At 52.6% G+C, this 15,505-nt stretch carries 13 protein-coding genes; 7 read left to right on the top strand and 6 right to left on the bottom strand.

Annotated elements, in window-relative coordinates; translation table 11 throughout:
* Positions 1–106 precede the first annotated feature (106 nt).
* Together K6K13_RS11415 and yebS are read right to left on the bottom strand one after the other, a co-directional pair.
* Positions 107–2,734, bottom strand: coding sequence for a PqiB family protein (locus K6K13_RS11415; protein ID WP_222160877.1), 2,628 nt, complete (start codon positions 2,732–2,734; stop codon positions 107–109).
* Entirely contained in the window at positions 2,688–3,995 is a 1,308-nt protein-coding gene (gene yebS / locus K6K13_RS11410; protein ID WP_222161060.1) for a membrane integrity lipid transport subunit YebS, read from the bottom strand. The genes K6K13_RS11415 and yebS overlap by 47 nt, the downstream gene beginning before the upstream one ends.
* A gap of 567 nt (positions 3,996–4,562) precedes the next feature.
* Here yebS and K6K13_RS11405 point away from each other — a divergent pair.
* From K6K13_RS11405 to K6K13_RS11375, 7 genes are all read left to right on the top strand, one after another.
* Positions 4,563–5,069, top strand: coding sequence for a free L-methionine (R)-S-oxide reductase MsrC (locus K6K13_RS11405; RefSeq protein ID WP_222160876.1), 507 nt, complete (start codon positions 4,563–4,565; stop codon positions 5,067–5,069).
* A gap of 84 nt (positions 5,070–5,153) precedes the next feature.
* On the top strand, positions 5,154–5,855 hold the full coding sequence (gene proQ / locus K6K13_RS11400; RefSeq protein ID WP_222160875.1) for an RNA chaperone ProQ: 702 nt from the start codon (positions 5,154–5,156) through the stop codon (positions 5,853–5,855).
* A 20-nt stretch (positions 5,856–5,875) separates the two neighbouring features.
* Complete coding sequence (prc, locus tag K6K13_RS11395; protein ID WP_222160874.1) at positions 5,876–7,927, top strand: carboxy terminal-processing peptidase; 2,052 nt, start codon at positions 5,876–5,878, stop codon at positions 7,925–7,927.
* A 263-nt stretch (positions 7,928–8,190) separates the two neighbouring features.
* A complete protein-coding gene (locus K6K13_RS11390) occupies positions 8,191–8,439 on the top strand; it encodes a FeoA family protein (protein ID WP_222160873.1) in 249 nt (82 codons plus the stop codon).
* Between the two features lie 50 nt (positions 8,440–8,489).
* Positions 8,490–8,717, top strand: coding sequence for a FeoA family protein (locus tag K6K13_RS11385; protein WP_222160872.1), 228 nt, complete (start codon positions 8,490–8,492; stop codon positions 8,715–8,717).
* Positions 8,718–8,742: 25 nt separating this feature from the next.
* The gene (gene feoB, locus K6K13_RS11380) at positions 8,743–11,109 is read left to right on the top strand and encodes a Fe(2+) transporter permease subunit FeoB (RefSeq protein ID WP_222160871.1); all 2,367 of its coding nucleotides are present in this window, start codon (positions 8,743–8,745) and stop codon (positions 11,107–11,109) included.
* Positions 11,110–11,139: 30 nt separating this feature from the next.
* A complete protein-coding gene (locus K6K13_RS11375; RefSeq protein ID WP_222160870.1) occupies positions 11,140–11,361 on the top strand; it encodes a FeoC-like transcriptional regulator in 222 nt (73 codons plus the stop codon).
* Between the two features lie 49 nt (positions 11,362–11,410).
* On the opposite strand, the gene potD is transcribed toward K6K13_RS11375, so the two are convergent.
* From potD to potA, 4 genes are read right to left on the bottom strand one after another with little or no spacing between them, the layout of a single operon-like run.
* Positions 11,411–12,454 carry a spermidine/putrescine ABC transporter substrate-binding protein PotD gene (gene potD / locus K6K13_RS11370; protein ID WP_222160869.1) on the bottom strand — a complete coding sequence of 348 codons (1,044 nt, stop codon included), beginning with the start codon at positions 12,452–12,454 and terminating at the stop codon, positions 11,411–11,413.
* A gap of 11 nt (positions 12,455–12,465) precedes the next feature.
* Positions 12,466–13,266, bottom strand: a complete 801-nt coding sequence (potC, locus tag K6K13_RS11365) for a spermidine/putrescine ABC transporter permease PotC (RefSeq protein WP_222160868.1) — start codon at positions 13,264–13,266, stop codon at positions 12,466–12,468.
* The gene (gene potB / locus K6K13_RS11360) at positions 13,263–14,123 is read right to left on the bottom strand and encodes a spermidine/putrescine ABC transporter permease PotB (protein ID WP_222160867.1); all 861 of its coding nucleotides are present in this window, start codon (positions 14,121–14,123) and stop codon (positions 13,263–13,265) included. The genes potC and potB overlap by 4 nt, the downstream gene beginning before the upstream one ends.
* Complete coding sequence (potA, locus tag K6K13_RS11355; RefSeq protein ID WP_434064602.1) at positions 14,107–15,228, bottom strand: spermidine/putrescine ABC transporter ATP-binding protein PotA; 1,122 nt, start codon at positions 15,226–15,228, stop codon at positions 14,107–14,109. Before potA ends, potB begins: the two co-directional genes overlap by 17 nt.
* Positions 15,229–15,505 lie beyond the last annotated feature (277 nt).

The following is a 15,505-nucleotide window of genomic DNA, read 5'->3' as shown; positions in this document are numbered from 1 at the left end:
TGGTAATATCTCGTTACAATATCAGAAAAGTGCGGGTAATATTCTGATAGTGTAACACGGCACGTGGCTGCCGTCGCTCATCACGCGACGGCAGGATCAACGCTGGTTATTCAGGAATGGCAGTGCGCCATTCGCGCCACTCTTTGGGTTCTTGTCCCAATAATAGGAAATGCTTACCGGGGGTGGCAATCGGCGCTAAGGGAATGGCGGGCGGGGTGGCAAAAGCGATACCGCCGCGAATAAATTGCTGGAAGGTACCGGTTTTCAGTAAGCCGCCACCCAAGCCAAACTCCAGGTTATAGCCCGATGCCAGCCAGAATACCGAGTTGCTGCGCACCAGATGCTGGTGTCGCTTGCTGATACGCAATGCCACCGTCACCCGGTCGGACAGCGGTCCCAGAGAAAGGCCAGTAACCGTTCCCACTTCAACGCCGCGAAATAGCACTGGTGTTCCCACTTGCAGCGCACCGGCTTCCGGCGCATCAACCACGATATTCAGCCCATCTTGATAACGGGAATCGGAAATGGTCGCCTGTTGCAGTTCGAATTGGCGCTGTTGCGCGCCGTTGCCTGGCTCGACGTTAATGTAGGGTTGGAGCAAGGTTTCCAGATGATCGACGCCAGCTGCTGAAATTTGTGGCGTCACCACTGAAAAGCGCGTGCCGGCGCGAGCAAAGGCGTTAACGTACTCAGGGTAGAGCACTGCTTGCGCCAAGACATCGTTGCGCTGTTCCGCCAGCTTAAGGGAGTCCAACCGACCAATCTCAATACCAAGGTAGCGAATCGGCATGCCGGCGGAGAGTGAACTGGCGTCATAAGTCCGCAATTCAATGCGGCTACCGATCGCACGTGCAGCGGTTTCAGTGTTATACAGCAGCCGTTTTCCGCCTTTGGTTTCGGGAGCGCCTTCGAGATTATCGAAACTTATGGCGCCTTTGATTGCCCGGTTTAGGGGCGCGGCCTGAACCGTCAGTCCGGAGGTGCTCAGCTGCACGCGGGCACCGCCCTCGGCCCAGAACACGCTGCGTTCAGTCAGCAGTTTGCGATACTCCGGATGCAGGTAAACCTGGACGTCGAAGGTTTCTGCACCGGGACGAATACGCATGATTTCGCCGACCTGAAACTTGCGGTATAACACAACCGAGCCTTCCTGGATGTCCGGTAGGCTCTCGGTGACCAGCGTTAAGGTTGGGCTGGGCGTGCTGCCTTTGATGCCTTCTTGCGCATTATCCCGATCGCTAAACAGGGTATAGCGAGCCTGCGGCTCACCTTGTGTCCCGGGTAACACCATCACACCGCCGCTGAGCCACTCTTGCGGACTGGCTCCGATCATTTGCACGCCCTCCAACCCCAGTTTGACGTTTAGCCTGCTGTTGACGATAAAGGTGCTATCTTTGTGCAGCAGAGCACGATATTCGGGTTCGATGCTAGCATCGAAGGTGACGCCTTTTTCGGTCAGCGTGCGCTGAATGATCTGCCCGATCTGTACGCCATGCAGCAACACGGGTTGGCCAACATCAATGCCATAGCTCTGTGCGGCAGACAACTGAACGGTCAGTGTATCGGGGCGTAAGGCCTGCGTGCCATCAATCAGTGGAAATATCTGGCGCGGCTCTCCGTCGCCGGGAATCAGCGTTAGCGTTGGACCGGTTAACAGGCGAGAGAGGTTAAGATCGTTCAAGGTCAGACGTGGTTTGGTGAGCTCAATACGTGTGCCTTCACGCATCAGCGGTACAACAGAGGGGTCGATAATCAACTGTCCGGTGACATTACCGTTGCCAGGGTCCAGCACCAGTTTTTGTACACTGCCCACTTCCAAACCCTGATACAGCAGCGGTGTTTGTCCGGCTTTCAGCATATTGGCGGAGGGAAGCGTTAAGGTAATCGCCACACCGCGCTGGCTTTGCGCCAGATTAGGGTAGAGTCGGTATGCTTGTTCTGCGCTGGCGTTATCGCTCCCCTCCGGTGAGTCAAATGCGACAGCGCCATTGACCAGCGCCGCCAGGCTTTGCATTTCTACTTTGGCGCCGCCCGGGCTGATATCCGCCTTGATGCCGGACACATTCCAAAAGCGGCTCTCTTTCTTGATTAAATGCGTGAAGCGGCGCTCAATCAGAACATCAACTGTCACGCCTTTATTATCTGGCGTTACGGTGTAATCGTACACTTTTCCGACGGGGATCTTGCGGTAATACACCAGCGAGCCCGCGTTGAGTGACCCTAAGTCATCGGCATGCAGATGCACCAGCAACTCCCCGCTGTTAGCCCGGTATTTCGGTTGAGTATCCAGCGCAGAAAAGTGTGCCTGTGGCTCGCCGGGGCCGGGCATCATACCGATATAGTTACCGCCAACCAGGGCGTCAAGGCCGGAAACGCCAGCTAATGAGGCTTTGGGGGTTACCAGCCAGAATTGTGTCCCGCTGCGTAACGCTTCTTTCATGTCACTTTTAATGCTGGCTTCAACCTGAATGGTACGCAGGTCTTCACTCAGCGAAATGTTTTGTACCGTCCCGATTTCGACACCTTGATAACGCACCGGGGTTCTGCCAGCCACGATGCCGTCAGCAGAGATAAAATCAATGGTGACCGTGGTGCCGCGCTCTTGCTGGTTGGTGTAGAGCAACCAGCCGGCAATCAGCAGTGCAATAAAGGGCAGTAGCCAGAACGGCGATATACGACGCCTATGCTTAATCGCGGTTCGTGTTGATTCGGGTGTTGTTGAATCGTGTTCCATGGGTATCCCACATTAATCGGCTATCCAGCCATTCCGCAGCGAGAATGGTCAAAATAACGGCCGCACCAAAATAGAAGGCCGCCGGGCCTAAGGTAAAAGCCAACAGTTGGTCGCGATTTACCAGCGACATCATCAAGGCGATGACGAACAGATCCAGCATCGACCAGCGGCCAATCCAGATCATGGCGCGTAACAGGCGCATGCGCGTCATGATAGCGCGTTGCGTGTGCAGATGTATGCTCAACAGCAGGGTGCTCAGCACGATAACCTTGGTGAAGGGCACCAGTATACTGGCGATAAAAACCACCGCCGCGACAGGCACATTGCCGTTTGCCAGCGAGAGAATGCCTGACAGGATAGTGTCCTCTTTGCGTGCACCATTGACGTAGAGAATCGAGATGGGCAGCAGGTTGGCGGGCACCAGAAATACGATGGCGCTGATCAAGGCCGCCCACGATTTTTGCAGGCTGTGGCGCCGACGTGCTCGTAGTGGGGTATTGCAGCGTGGGCAACGCCCTCGAGTGTCCGGTGCGCTAGTGAAATGGCAGGCCAGACACAGGCGATAACGCTCCGGGTTGATCACCGGATGCAGCCGTGGGTAGAAACGCAGCCAGAGTTGATCTGGATTGAGGTGAATCAAGGTTAACAGACTCAGCAGAGTCAAAGTGAGATAGGCCACCAAGCCATGGCCTATCTCAATATCGGAAAACTCGCGGATCTTGATGGCTGCAACGGCCAGTCCGACCAGATAAATATCGAGCATCATCCAGGCTTTCAATTTTTCCAGCAACAGCAGAATCGGCCGCAGATTCATACCCATGCGCGGGGCAAAAAAGAGATAAAGCAGGGAAATCATCAGCGTAATCGGTACGCCTACGGTACAGAACGCCACCATACTGGCGGTGACCGGGTGTCCTTGCCTGGTCATCTGCCAGATGCCTTCAAACAGGCTGGCATTGATCGCAACACCCAGCAGTCGGATATCGAGCAGGGGGGCTGTATAGGCGAAAGGCATTAACAACAACATCGCCTTGGCCATCGCGGCCAGTCGTGTCATTGACCAATCGCGCCCGGAACCGACGCGGGTGGAACATTGCGGGCAGGTGGCATACTCCCCTTTGCGCATTGCCGGAAGCAGAAATAGCATGTCGCAGCCATGACAACGGTGATAGCGCCCATAGGCAACGCCAGAGCGTGCCTGGGTGACGGGCGGACGCGGAGCGCTGTGCGTGGCAGAACCCACTATGCTGTATATTTTCATTACGCCGGATTGCGCTGTGAAGGTCGTCAGCATCATAGCCTACTTCCGGGGTGCACGGTAATTGAATGTGTATACCCGTGATACTTCAAGCTGCAGATGCGTTGGCGGCGCTCGTTATTCGGCCCATCCCTGGGCCTCACCTTTTACGAGGCCGCCGCTAGTGGCGTTCAAATCTGCTCCGGGCAGATTTGTCAACTGAATCAATTACTTGAGTAAGCTCATCGGGATTCATTCGCTTGCCGCCTTGCTGCAACTCGAATTATTGAGGGTATAGGGTCGGTTTTAGGAAAATCAGAAGTCTGGCTGGGGGAATGAAATGTGTGCAATACGCTGACGAAGCGAATGTTGTTGTGGCATGCTGTGCAGTATGTCTCAATTCATCCTGTCACGTTTATGTGAATAAAAACGCAAAAGCGTATATTCTTCTTCTCTTGTGGGAGACGTTGCCGATGTTGTCAGGCAGGGTGATTGAAATTATGGGATGATGCCACTGAGCTAACGATTCGCGTTGCGTCAATCGGTTAGGGATGGAGTGATCCGGTATTTGGAAAAACTGAATTATTATTTATGAACAAACCATCATTTTATAGGGATCTTGTCAGCGATCTTACCGCACTGATTACGGGTGAACGCCGCTTTATCACTATTTTGGCCAATAGCAGTGCGCTTTTGTTTGAGCGTCTGGAAGGGGTCAATTGGGCGGGTTTTTATCTTCTGGATGATGACACGCTGTTTCTTGGGCCATTTCAAGGTCGGGTTGCCTGTGTGCGCATTCCTGCGGGCAAAGGCGTTTGTGGGCGCGCGATTGCGGAGAACCGCATTCAACGTGTCGATGATGTGCATGCCTTTCCTGGTCACATCGCCTGCGATGCCGCCAGTAATGCCGAGATCGTGTTGCCGCTTTCTGTCAACGGCCAACTGATTGGCGTGCTGGATATTGATAGCACGTCCTATGCGCGTTTTGACGCGGATGACGAAGAAGGTCTTAAAGCGCTGGTCGCCGTGCTCTGCGCACAATTGCAACAGAGCGATGTGCTGATTTTTATCAATTCTCTCACGCAGAGAGAAGGATAACGTAGCAATTGCTGATGGCGTCATTATAATGTCGCCTGTTCATGCCTGCGCTGGTTGGCAAACCCGTTGTAATCAGGAAATTTCATGGAAAATCAACCTAAGTTGAACAGTAGTAAAGATGTCATTGCCTTTTTGGCAGAACGGTTTCCGCTTTGTTTCACCACTGAAGGTGACACGCGGCCTTTGAAAATCGGTATTTTTCAGGATCTTGTCACGCGTGTGTCGGAGACTGACAGTGTGAGTAAAACGCAATTGCGTTCTGCGTTGCGCCTCTATACCTCCAGTTGGCGTTACCTGTACGGCATCAAGCTGGGTGCGCAACGCGTGGATCTGGATGGCAATCCGTGCGGTGAATTGGAACAGCAGCATGTCGATCACGCTCGCAAGCAGTTGGAAGAAGCGAAAGCGCGCGTTCAGGCGCAGCGAGCTGAACAGCAAGCGAAACGTCGTGCCGCAGGTGAGACCACCGATCAACCTGCGCATCAGCGTAAACCCGCCCCGCGCCGCGAGCGCCCAGCAGCTGACAGTGCTCCGCGTCAACCTCGTACCACTGCGCCGCGTGCTTCCGCACCTCGTCAGCCCAAAGCGGCTACCGAGCGTGCGCCGCAACCGCAGCGCGTTAACGTGACGGATATTACCGCCTTGAAAATTGGTCAAGAGATCAAAGTCAGAGCGGGTAAAGACGCCATGGATGCTACGGTGCTTGAGATTGCCAAAGGTGAAGTTCGGGTTCAACTGGCTTCCGGTCTGGCGATGATTGTGCGCGCAGAACACTTGCAGTTCTGATACGGAGGGCCAACCAGGGCATGAACACATTAATCCGAATGACGGTGCTTGCTGCCGCATTGCTCGCAGGCGTGAGCGTGGCCAAAGAAGCACCTGTCTCGCGCAGTGAAGCGATTGCGCGCAGTGAGATGATCACGCGTGCAGATCAGATTCCCCAACTGCACCAGGAACTTCAGCATGCCACCGAGAGCGATCGCATCACACTGCGTTTTTTACGCTCGCACTACCGGCAGATAGCGCTCGATGAACAATTTTCCGAGAAAATTTTCAACCGCTATCTCAATATGCTGGACTACAGTCATAACGTGCTGTTGGCTTCCGATATCGCCGAATTTGCCAACCAAAAAGGGCAGTTAGGCGAAGATCTGAAAGGCGGCAAACTGGACGTGCCCTATGCGCTCTACAATCTGGCGCAAAAACGCCGTTTCGAGCGCTTGCAATATGCCCTCTCCGTATTAGAAAAACCCATTGATCTCGCGGGAACAGACACCATCGAGCTGGATCGCAGCAAATCGCCGTGGCCGCAAAATGTCGGTGAGCTGAACCGCCTGTGGGATGCCAAAGTAAAATTTGACTGGCTGACGTTAAAACTCACCGGTAAAGACGACAAAGAGATCAAGGAAACGCTCACCAAGCGTTACCAGTTTGCTATCCGTCGTCTGGCGCAGAGCAACAGTGAAGACGTTTTTCAGCTGGTGATGAATGCGTTTGCGCGAGAAATGGATCCTCATACCAGTTATTTATCACCGCGTAATACCGAGCAGTTTAATACCGACATGAGCCTTTCTCTGGAAGGTATCGGTGCGGTGTTGCAGATGGATGATGATTACACGGTTATCAATTCCATGGTGGCGGGTGGCCCGGCGGCAAAAAGTAAAAGCATCACCGTTGGCGATCGCATTGTCGGCGTCGGGCAAAACGGCAAACCGATGGTGGAAGTGATTGGCTGGCGACTTGATGACGTGGTGGCTTTGATTAAAGGCCCCAAAGGCAGCAAGGTGCGGCTTGAAATCTTGCCCGGTGGCAAAGGCACTAAAACCAAAACCGTCACCTTGACCCGTGAGCGTATTCGTCTGGAAGATCGCGCGGTGAAAATGTCGGTTAAAACCGTGGGCAAAGAGACCATCGGGGTACTGGATATTCCCAGTTTTTACGTTGGCTTGACGGATGACGTCAAAGTGCAATTGCTAAAGCTGGAAAAACAGAATGTGAGCAGTATTGTCATCGATCTGCGTGGCAACGGCGGCGGTGCGCTGACCGAAGCGGTAGGACTTTCCGGTCTGTTTATTCCCAGTGGTCCGGTGGTGCAAATCCGTGACAACAACGGCAAGGTGCGCGAAGACAGCGATACTGATGGCGTGGTCTACTACAAAGGCCCACTGGTCGTACTGGTTGATCGTTTCAGTGCGTCGGCATCGGAAATTTTCGCCGCCGCCATGCAAGACTACGGTCGCGCATTGATTGTGGGTGAACCGACCTTCGGTAAAGGCACAGTGCAACAGTATCGCTCATTGAACCGTATTTACGATCAGATGCTGCATCCGGCGTGGCCGGGATTGGGGTCGGTCTCCTACACCATTCAGAAGTTTTACCGTATTGATGGCGGCAGCACGCAGTTGCGCGGTGTCACGCCGGATATCCTGATGCCAACAGGCACAGAAGCGGTTGAAACCGGTGAGAAATTTGAAGACAACGCCTTGGTCTGGGACAGTATCAATGCGGCACGCTACGGCAAACTGGGTGATCTGAAACCCTTCATCGATGCATTGAAGGCGCAGCACCAGTCGCGTGTTGCCAAAGATCCTGAGTTCCAATATATCATTCAGGATGTTGCCCGTTACAATGCCAATAAAGAGAGACGTAATATCGTTTCCCTTAATTATGCTCAGCGTGAAAAAGAGAATAACGACGATGAAGCGCTACGCCTGAATCGTCTTAACGAACGCTTCAAACGCGAAGGCAAAAAGCCGCTGAAATCTCTGGATGATTTACCCAAGGATTATCAGGCTCCGGATGCCTATCTGGAAGAGACGGTGCATATTGCCAGCGATCTGTCGCACAACGTGAAATAATCTTACTTCATGCAATAAAGCCCCCAGTCAGCCTAGCGGTTGACTGGGGGCTTTATTTTTAGTGTTTTCTGATGCTTTTATTCACCGCGGAAAGCGGGAATGAGCGATATTTAATTTTTGTTTGATGTGTATCAAGTAGACTTATACCTGTGCATTTATCATTGATAATCGTTATTAATTTTGTTCTTTTTCTGAGCATTTACAGCAATTATACCGCGTGAATTCACTCATGGGTTCTGCGGTTTCTCTTTAAGAGCCCAACTATGACGCCAGGTCTACACACTCTTCTTGATATTCCCCTCAATGTCAGCGCCGTGGTTGCGCGAATTCGTCTCAGTGGTGAGTACCACCAGCGTTTACTGGAGTTAGGTATTCGCGTTGGGGGTGAAATTCGGGTTATTCAGCGTGAAGTAAATCAGCCGTTAATGCTGGCTGCGGGCGATGGCCGTATCGCGATTAATTGGGATATGGGCAAGCAGGTTTGGGTGGCAGCGCAGGTTACCCAAGGTTGATGCCATCAGGCAGCAACAGGGTGGCATTAATTCAACCAGGAGGGGCATTCATGACAGAGGCCGTATTTCCCGTAGGCAGTTCTTGGCGTGTACAAGGTTACCAAAAAGGATCGGCGGATTACCGCAAGCGCTTACTGGCGTTAGGGGTGACACCGGGCGTGATCTTCACCGTCACTCGGGTTGCGCCGTTGGGCGATCCTATCGAATTACGTTTGCGTGGTGCCGCTATCAGCGTGCGCAAGAGTGAAGCACAAATATTGATCCTGGAGCCGTGCTGATTTTCAGGGTCTGGATTTGCCAGGTATGTGGATTGTAAGGCATGCCTGCCTGATAAAAGCTCGTTCGAGTAAGGAACCGTTATGGTCACACATCCCGTCATTGGTCCCCAATTGTGGCAAAACCACCCTGTTCAACCTGCTGAAAGGGGGAAAACAAACGGTGGGGAATTGGCCCGGTGTCACCGTCGAAAAAAAGGTCGGTCAGTTCCTCTACAAAGGCCAACGCTTCACACTGGTCGATCTTCCCGGCGTCTATTCGCTCAATCCGGCCTCGGAAAGTGCGGAGGATGAACGCGTCGCGCGTGATTATATCCTCTCCGGCGAAGCACATTTGGTGCTGAATATTCTTGATGCGGCCAATCTCGAGCGCAACCTGTATCTGACGGCGCAGTTGCTGGACATGAATGTGCCAATGATCGTTGCGGTGAACATGATGGACATCGCCTCTTCGCGCAAGCTGGAGATCGATATTGCTGCTCTGCAAAACCGACTAGGTTGCCCCGTTATCCCTATTACTGCCAGCCAAAACAAAGGGATGGATGTGTTGCGCCAGGTGTGCCTGTCCACGCTGGCGGACATTCGTTCACCCAACGTTGAAGTGCCTTACGACGCGCCACTGAAAAATGCTGCGGTGCAAATGGCGTTGCGTTTAACGGATATTCCAAGCGTAACCCATCCGTATTGGTTGGCACTGCAATTGCTGGAAGGGGACTCTACAGTTCGTACTCGCTTACCGGCGCCGCTGTTGGCAGAGATGGATGCACAGGTTGCCACGCTCACAGAAACCTATGACGATGAACTGGATATCTTCCTTGCCGATGGACGTTATCAGTTTGTATCTTCCATCGCCAATCAGGTGGTGATTCGCCGCAGCAATGTCTCTGCGACGCTCACTGATAAAATTGACCGTGTGGTGCTGCATCGCTTTTTCGGTATTCCAATCTTCCTGCTGGTGATGTACCTGATGTTTATCTTCACTATTAAGGTGGGGAGTGCATTTATCGATTTTTTCGATCAGTTTGTCGGCGCGCTGCTGGTGGATGGGTTAGGGACGCTGTTGCGTGCTATCAACACACCAGAGTGGCTGGCGACGCTGGTGGCAGACGGTATTGGTGGGGGTATCCAAACGGTTTCCACTTTTATTCCGGTTATTGGCTGCCTTTATCTGTTCCTCTCCTATCTCGAAGACTCCGGGTACATGGCGCGAGCTGCGTTTGTTATGGATCGCTTCATGCGCAGCATTGGGCTGCCGGGCAAAGCGTTCGTGCCTTTGATTGTTGGCTTCGGTTGCAACGTGCCCGCTGTCATGGCCACGCGTACCATGGAGAAGCATAGCGATCGCATCGTCACGGTAATGATGGCACCCTTTATGTCGTGCGGGGCGCGCTTACCTGTCTATGTGTTGTTTGCGACGGCATTGTTTACTAGCGGCGGGCAGAATCTGGTATTCGGACTCTATCTGGTGGGTATTTTTGCTGCTATCGCCACCGGCTTTATGCTGAAAAATACCGCGCTACAAGGCGATGCCTCAGCGTTTGTCATGGAGATCCCACCGTACCATTTGCCGGGGCTACGCAGCGTGCTGATCCGTACCTGGGATCGGCTCAAGGGGTTTATTCTGCGTGCAGGTAAGCTGATTGTCGTGGTTGTCACCGTGCTCAGTTTTTTCAATTCTATGGGCACCGACGGTTCGTTTGGCAATCAGGACAGTGATAAATCTGTACTTTCCTCCATCGGGCAGAAAATTGTTCCAGTGTTCGCGCCAATGGGGATAAAAGCGGAAAACTGGCCTGCCGCTGTCGGTGTTTTCACCGGCATTTTTGCCAAAGAAGCGGTAGTGGACACACTGGATTCACTGTATGGCGCGATGGCTGACAGCCAGTCGGGTGAGCAGGAACAGGACTTACCGTTTAATCTGGGTGACAGCGTTGTTGCTGCACTGGCAACCATTCCGGAGAATCTTGCCAAACTCGGTGGTGAACTTCTCGATCCGCTGGGTATCAACGTTGGGGATTTGAGCGATACCGCCGCCGTAGCAGAACAGAATGAATTTTCCGTCTCATCGCTGGATATCATTGTGCACCTGTTCGATGGGCGCTTAGGCGCGGTGGCCTACTTACTGATGGTCTTGCTGTATGTGCCTTGCGTCGCGGCATTATCCGCAATCTGGCGCGAAGTGGGTACGGCATGGGCGCTGTTCTGCTTCGTGTGGACGATAGAGCTGGGCTATGGTGCTGCGGTGCTGGTGTATCAGGTAGGGCGGTTTGCTAACCATCCCCTTTATTCTGCCTCGGCTATCGCGGCGGTGCTGGCCGTCTGGGCAATTACCGTCTTTTTCCTGCGCCGTAATGGCAATTTAAGGCAGCAATCTGCGGTGGTACGAGCAGCGTAAAACCCTGGTCGTGCGAGTCAGGAGGATGAGATGACACTGATTGAATTGCGTGATTTTGTGAAGCAAAGGCAACGGGTTTCGCTGCAAGAGATCAGCCAACGCTTCCACGTCGAAACCGGTGTGGTTGAAGGCATGATAGCCCTCTGGGTTCAGAAGGGAAAAATCAGCAGCCACGAAAACGCCAGTGGCGGTTGTAGCGGCTGTTGTTCCTGTGAGAAAGGACTGCGGCTTTACTACGAATGGGTCGGGTGATGATTCATCACAACAGGCTAGCCGCATAAGCGCGGCTAGCCTTTGCGTATTAACGGCCGGCTTTCAACTGTTGAAAATAGTTTTCATACAGCGTGCTGGCGCTGCCAACGTCGTTTTGCCATTCCCCTTTCTGAATTGTCGCTTCATCCGGATAGATCGTCTTATCATTTGCCACCTCGGCGGGCAGTAATTTTTTCGCTGCCAGATTGGGCGTCGGGTAACCGATGTTTTCGGCAACCTTTGCCGCTACATCCGGACGCAACAAGAAGTCGATGAGCTTCATGGCACCCTCTTTGTTCTTGGCGTTGGCAGGGATCGCCAAACTGTCCATCCAGAAGATGCCACCCTCTTTCGGCCAGATAACGTCGAGCGGCGTGCCCGATTGGCGGGCTACGTAAGCAGAGCCGTTCCAGACCATACCCAGATTGACTTCGCCTTCGATAAACGGGTTACCGGGGTTATCGGAGTTAAAGGTGAGCACGTTTGGCATCAGCGTCTTTAACTCGCTATAGGCGGCTTCGATCTCTTTCGGATCGGTGGTATTGGCTGAGTAGCCCAGTTTACGTAACGCAATCTGGAACACTTCACGGGCATCGTCGGTCAGCAACAGGCTGCCCTTATACTTCGCATCCCAAAAATCACTCCAGCCGGTTACCGTTGCCGGGTCGATGGCTTCCCGGTTGATGCCAATAGCGGTAGCACCCCAGATGTAGGGAATGGAGTATTCGTTGTTCGGGTCGAAGGATTTGTGCAGCAGGTTAGGGTCGAGATTGTGGAAATTGCTCAGTTTGCTGGTATCAATCTTTTGCAGCATCCCTTCTTTGCTCATCTTGGACACGAAATAGGTCGACGGCACCACCAAATCATAAGCGCCATCCTGATAAGTCTTCAGTTTGGCATACATGCTTTCGTTGGATTCGTAGGTGGAGTAAATCACCTTGATGCCGGTTTCTTTGGTGAACTGTTCCAGCAAGCCGGGTGGCACGTACTCTGTCCAGTTGTAGAAATAGAGCGTCTTGTTGTCCTTGGCATTGGCGGCATTCAGGCTGAGTGCCACGGCGCACGCGGCCAGCAGGTAGGGCAATTTTTTCACAATAAACCTCCTTAACGTCCCAACGGTTGGAATGATGATCTTTTGGTGCGATCCCGCAGTATTAACTGACTGCAAAGCACCAGCACTAACGATAACAGCAGCAAAATGGTGGCCAGCGCGTTGACCTCTGGCGAGACACCCACTTTGACCATGGAGTAGATTTTCAGCGGCAAAATTTCATAAGAAGGGCCCGTGACAAAGGATGAGACCACCACATCGTCCATCGACAGGGTGAAACTCAGCAACCAGCCAGCGGCAACGGCAGGCATCGCGAGAGGCAAAATAATCTTACGCAATATGATGATTTCACTGGCACCCAAATCTCGAGCGGCTTCCAGCATTCGGATATCAAACCCTTTCAAGCGCGAATACACTGTGACAACCACAAACGGCAGACAGAATGTAATGTGCGAAAACAGCAGTGACCAGAACCCGAGCGAAATGCCGAGCAGCATAAACAGTACCAGCAGCGAAATGGCCATGACAATATCTGGCGACATCATCACGACAAACAGCATACCGCTGACAAAGGGCTTACCGCGAAAATGATAGCGATAAAGTGCCACCGCGGTGAGCGAACCGATCGCTGTGGCAAAGGTTGCGGAAAACACGGCCATGGTCAGAGAATGGCTGGCAGCCTGGAGCAGGCTGTCGTTGTTTAACAGCAGGCGATACCACTCAAGGGTAAATCCCTGCCAGTTAATGCCAAAACGGGCCTGATTGAAAGAATTCACAATCAGGATCAGGATCGGAATATACAGGTAGGCGTAGATTAGGCTCATAAAGCCGCCGCGCAATAAACGTCCCATCATTCCAGGTCCACCTTTTTATTCAATAAGCGGGCTGCGCGATAGTACACAAACAGCATCAGGCCCATCACCAGCGTCAGACAAATGCTGGTGGCCGCGCCAAAGGGCCAATCGCGAATATTCAGGAACTGGCTCTTTATCACATTACCAATCAGCAGGTTTTTTGCACCTCCCATCAGGTCAGCCACGAAGAACAGCCCCATCGCGGGCAGCAGTACCAGCAGGCAGCCTGCAATGATGCCGGGCATGGTCAGCGGGATCACAATGCGGATGAACGACTGCCACTTGTTGGCCCCCAGATCCCGTGCCGCTTCCAGGTAGGCGTTATCGAGTTTTTCAATGCTGGAGTAGAGCGGCAACACCATGAACGGCAGCAGAATATAGACCAGACCCAGCACCACTGCCTGAGAGGTATACATAATGCGCAGCGGATCGTCGATAATCCCTGCCCATAACAGAAACTCGTTCAGATAGCCTCGCGTGCTCAGGAAGATTTTCAACCCGTAGATACGAATCAACGAGTTGGTCCAGAAGGGGACAATCAGCAGAAACAGCAGCAGTGGGCGTATCTTTTCTGGCAGTCGTGCCAGAATGAAAGCAAAGGGGTAGCCAATCAGCAGGCAGCATAACGTTGCGGTGACCGCCATATTTAGCGAATGCAGCAGCACCGAGGCGTACAGGGGATCGCTCAGCCGCGTATAGTTTTCCAGCGTGAACACCATGGTGATCAAGTTGGCATCATCGCGCGTTAAAAAGCTGGTGCCAATGATCATCAGGTTAGGGATAAACACAAACAGCATCAGCCAGGCAACGATGACAGTAATGATGATGTTTTGAAAACGTTTACGCGGTGGCTTCATCGTGCAGCACAACCTCCCAGCTCTCTACCCAGGTGATAGCTACCTTTTGGTTGAGTGAGTGATCGACATCCGGGTCATCTTCATTGAAGAACTCGCTGACCATCACCATTTTTCCGTTTTCCAGCTCAATGCTGGAGTCCAGCGTCATGCCCTTGTAGTTGCGTTCACGCACATAACCGATCATGCCTTCAGCGGCGCTGTCATCATTGATTTCCACTACGCGCAAATCTTCAGGGCGCAGCAGAACTTTTAATGACTGCCCAGTACTCACAGGAAAGTTTACGGTGATAGGGCAGGCGCGGCCTTCAACCATTGCCTGTACACGATTCCCCTGTTCAGAGGCGATCACGGTGGCATCGAAAATGTTGATTTCACCAATAAAACTGGCAACAAACAAATTGCACGGCTCTTCGTAGATTTCTCGCGGTGTACCGTCTTGTTCGATTTTACCGTCGCGCATCACCACAATGCGATCTGACATGGTGAGCGCTTCTTCCTGGTCGTGCGTAACAAAGATGAAGGTAATACCCAGTTTACGTTGCAGGGCTTTCAGCTCGTTTTGCATCTGCTTACGTAATTTGTAATCCAGTGCGGAAAGCGATTCATCCAGCAATAATACCTTGGGCTTGTTCACCACAGCGCGGGCAATGGCGACACGCTGTTGCTGCCCACCGGACAATTGGTGTGGGCGACGCGTGGCAAACTCGTCCAACTGAACCATTTTCAAGGCGTCCATGACGCGAGGTGCTATCTCGGCAGACGGTGTTTTCTGCATTTTTAGCCCGAAGGCGACATTGTCAAACACGCTTAGGTGGGGAAATAGCGCATAGCTCTGGAAGACCGTGTTGACGTAGCGCTGTTCGGCGGGCTGATGGGTAATATCCTGCTGCTCAAGTAAAATGGCGCCGTTATCGACATTTTCCAATCCGGCAATCAAACGCAGTACCGTGGTTTTTCCACAGCCGGAAGGGCCAAGAATGGTCAAGAACTCATCGTGATTAATGGTGAGATCGAAATGGGAGATGATGTCTTTGCCATCAAATCCTTTACGTACATCGCGCAGTTCTACAACCGGCACGGATGCGGAAGAAAGGTTTTCATTCATGGTGGTCTGGCTCAGTTTCCATCGTTGGTGCATGCATAGTGTGTGAAGCACTGCATGACCAGGGTTATCACCTTTGCGTGTATAGCATTGTTAGGGGGGGCATTCTACGGGAAACCCCAGTGTACGCCAACTTATACGCGCACGCTTGCGACGAAGAAAGCTCGTTAATCATGTGATTAGCGATTGTGAGGTAACGCATGTGCGTTGAGATAAAGGTTTGTAATTATTATGTACTGCCAATGTTAAGAAAATGAGGCGATGGGGCGAACAAAATAGC

The sequence above is a fragment of the Symbiopectobacterium purcellii genome (assembly GCF_019797845.1).
Classification (GTDB): Bacteria; Pseudomonadota; Gammaproteobacteria; order Enterobacterales; family Enterobacteriaceae; genus Symbiopectobacterium; species Symbiopectobacterium purcellii.
The sequence above is the reverse complement of the archived record's forward strand: the minus strand, read 5'-3'. Positions and strand labels throughout refer to the sequence as shown.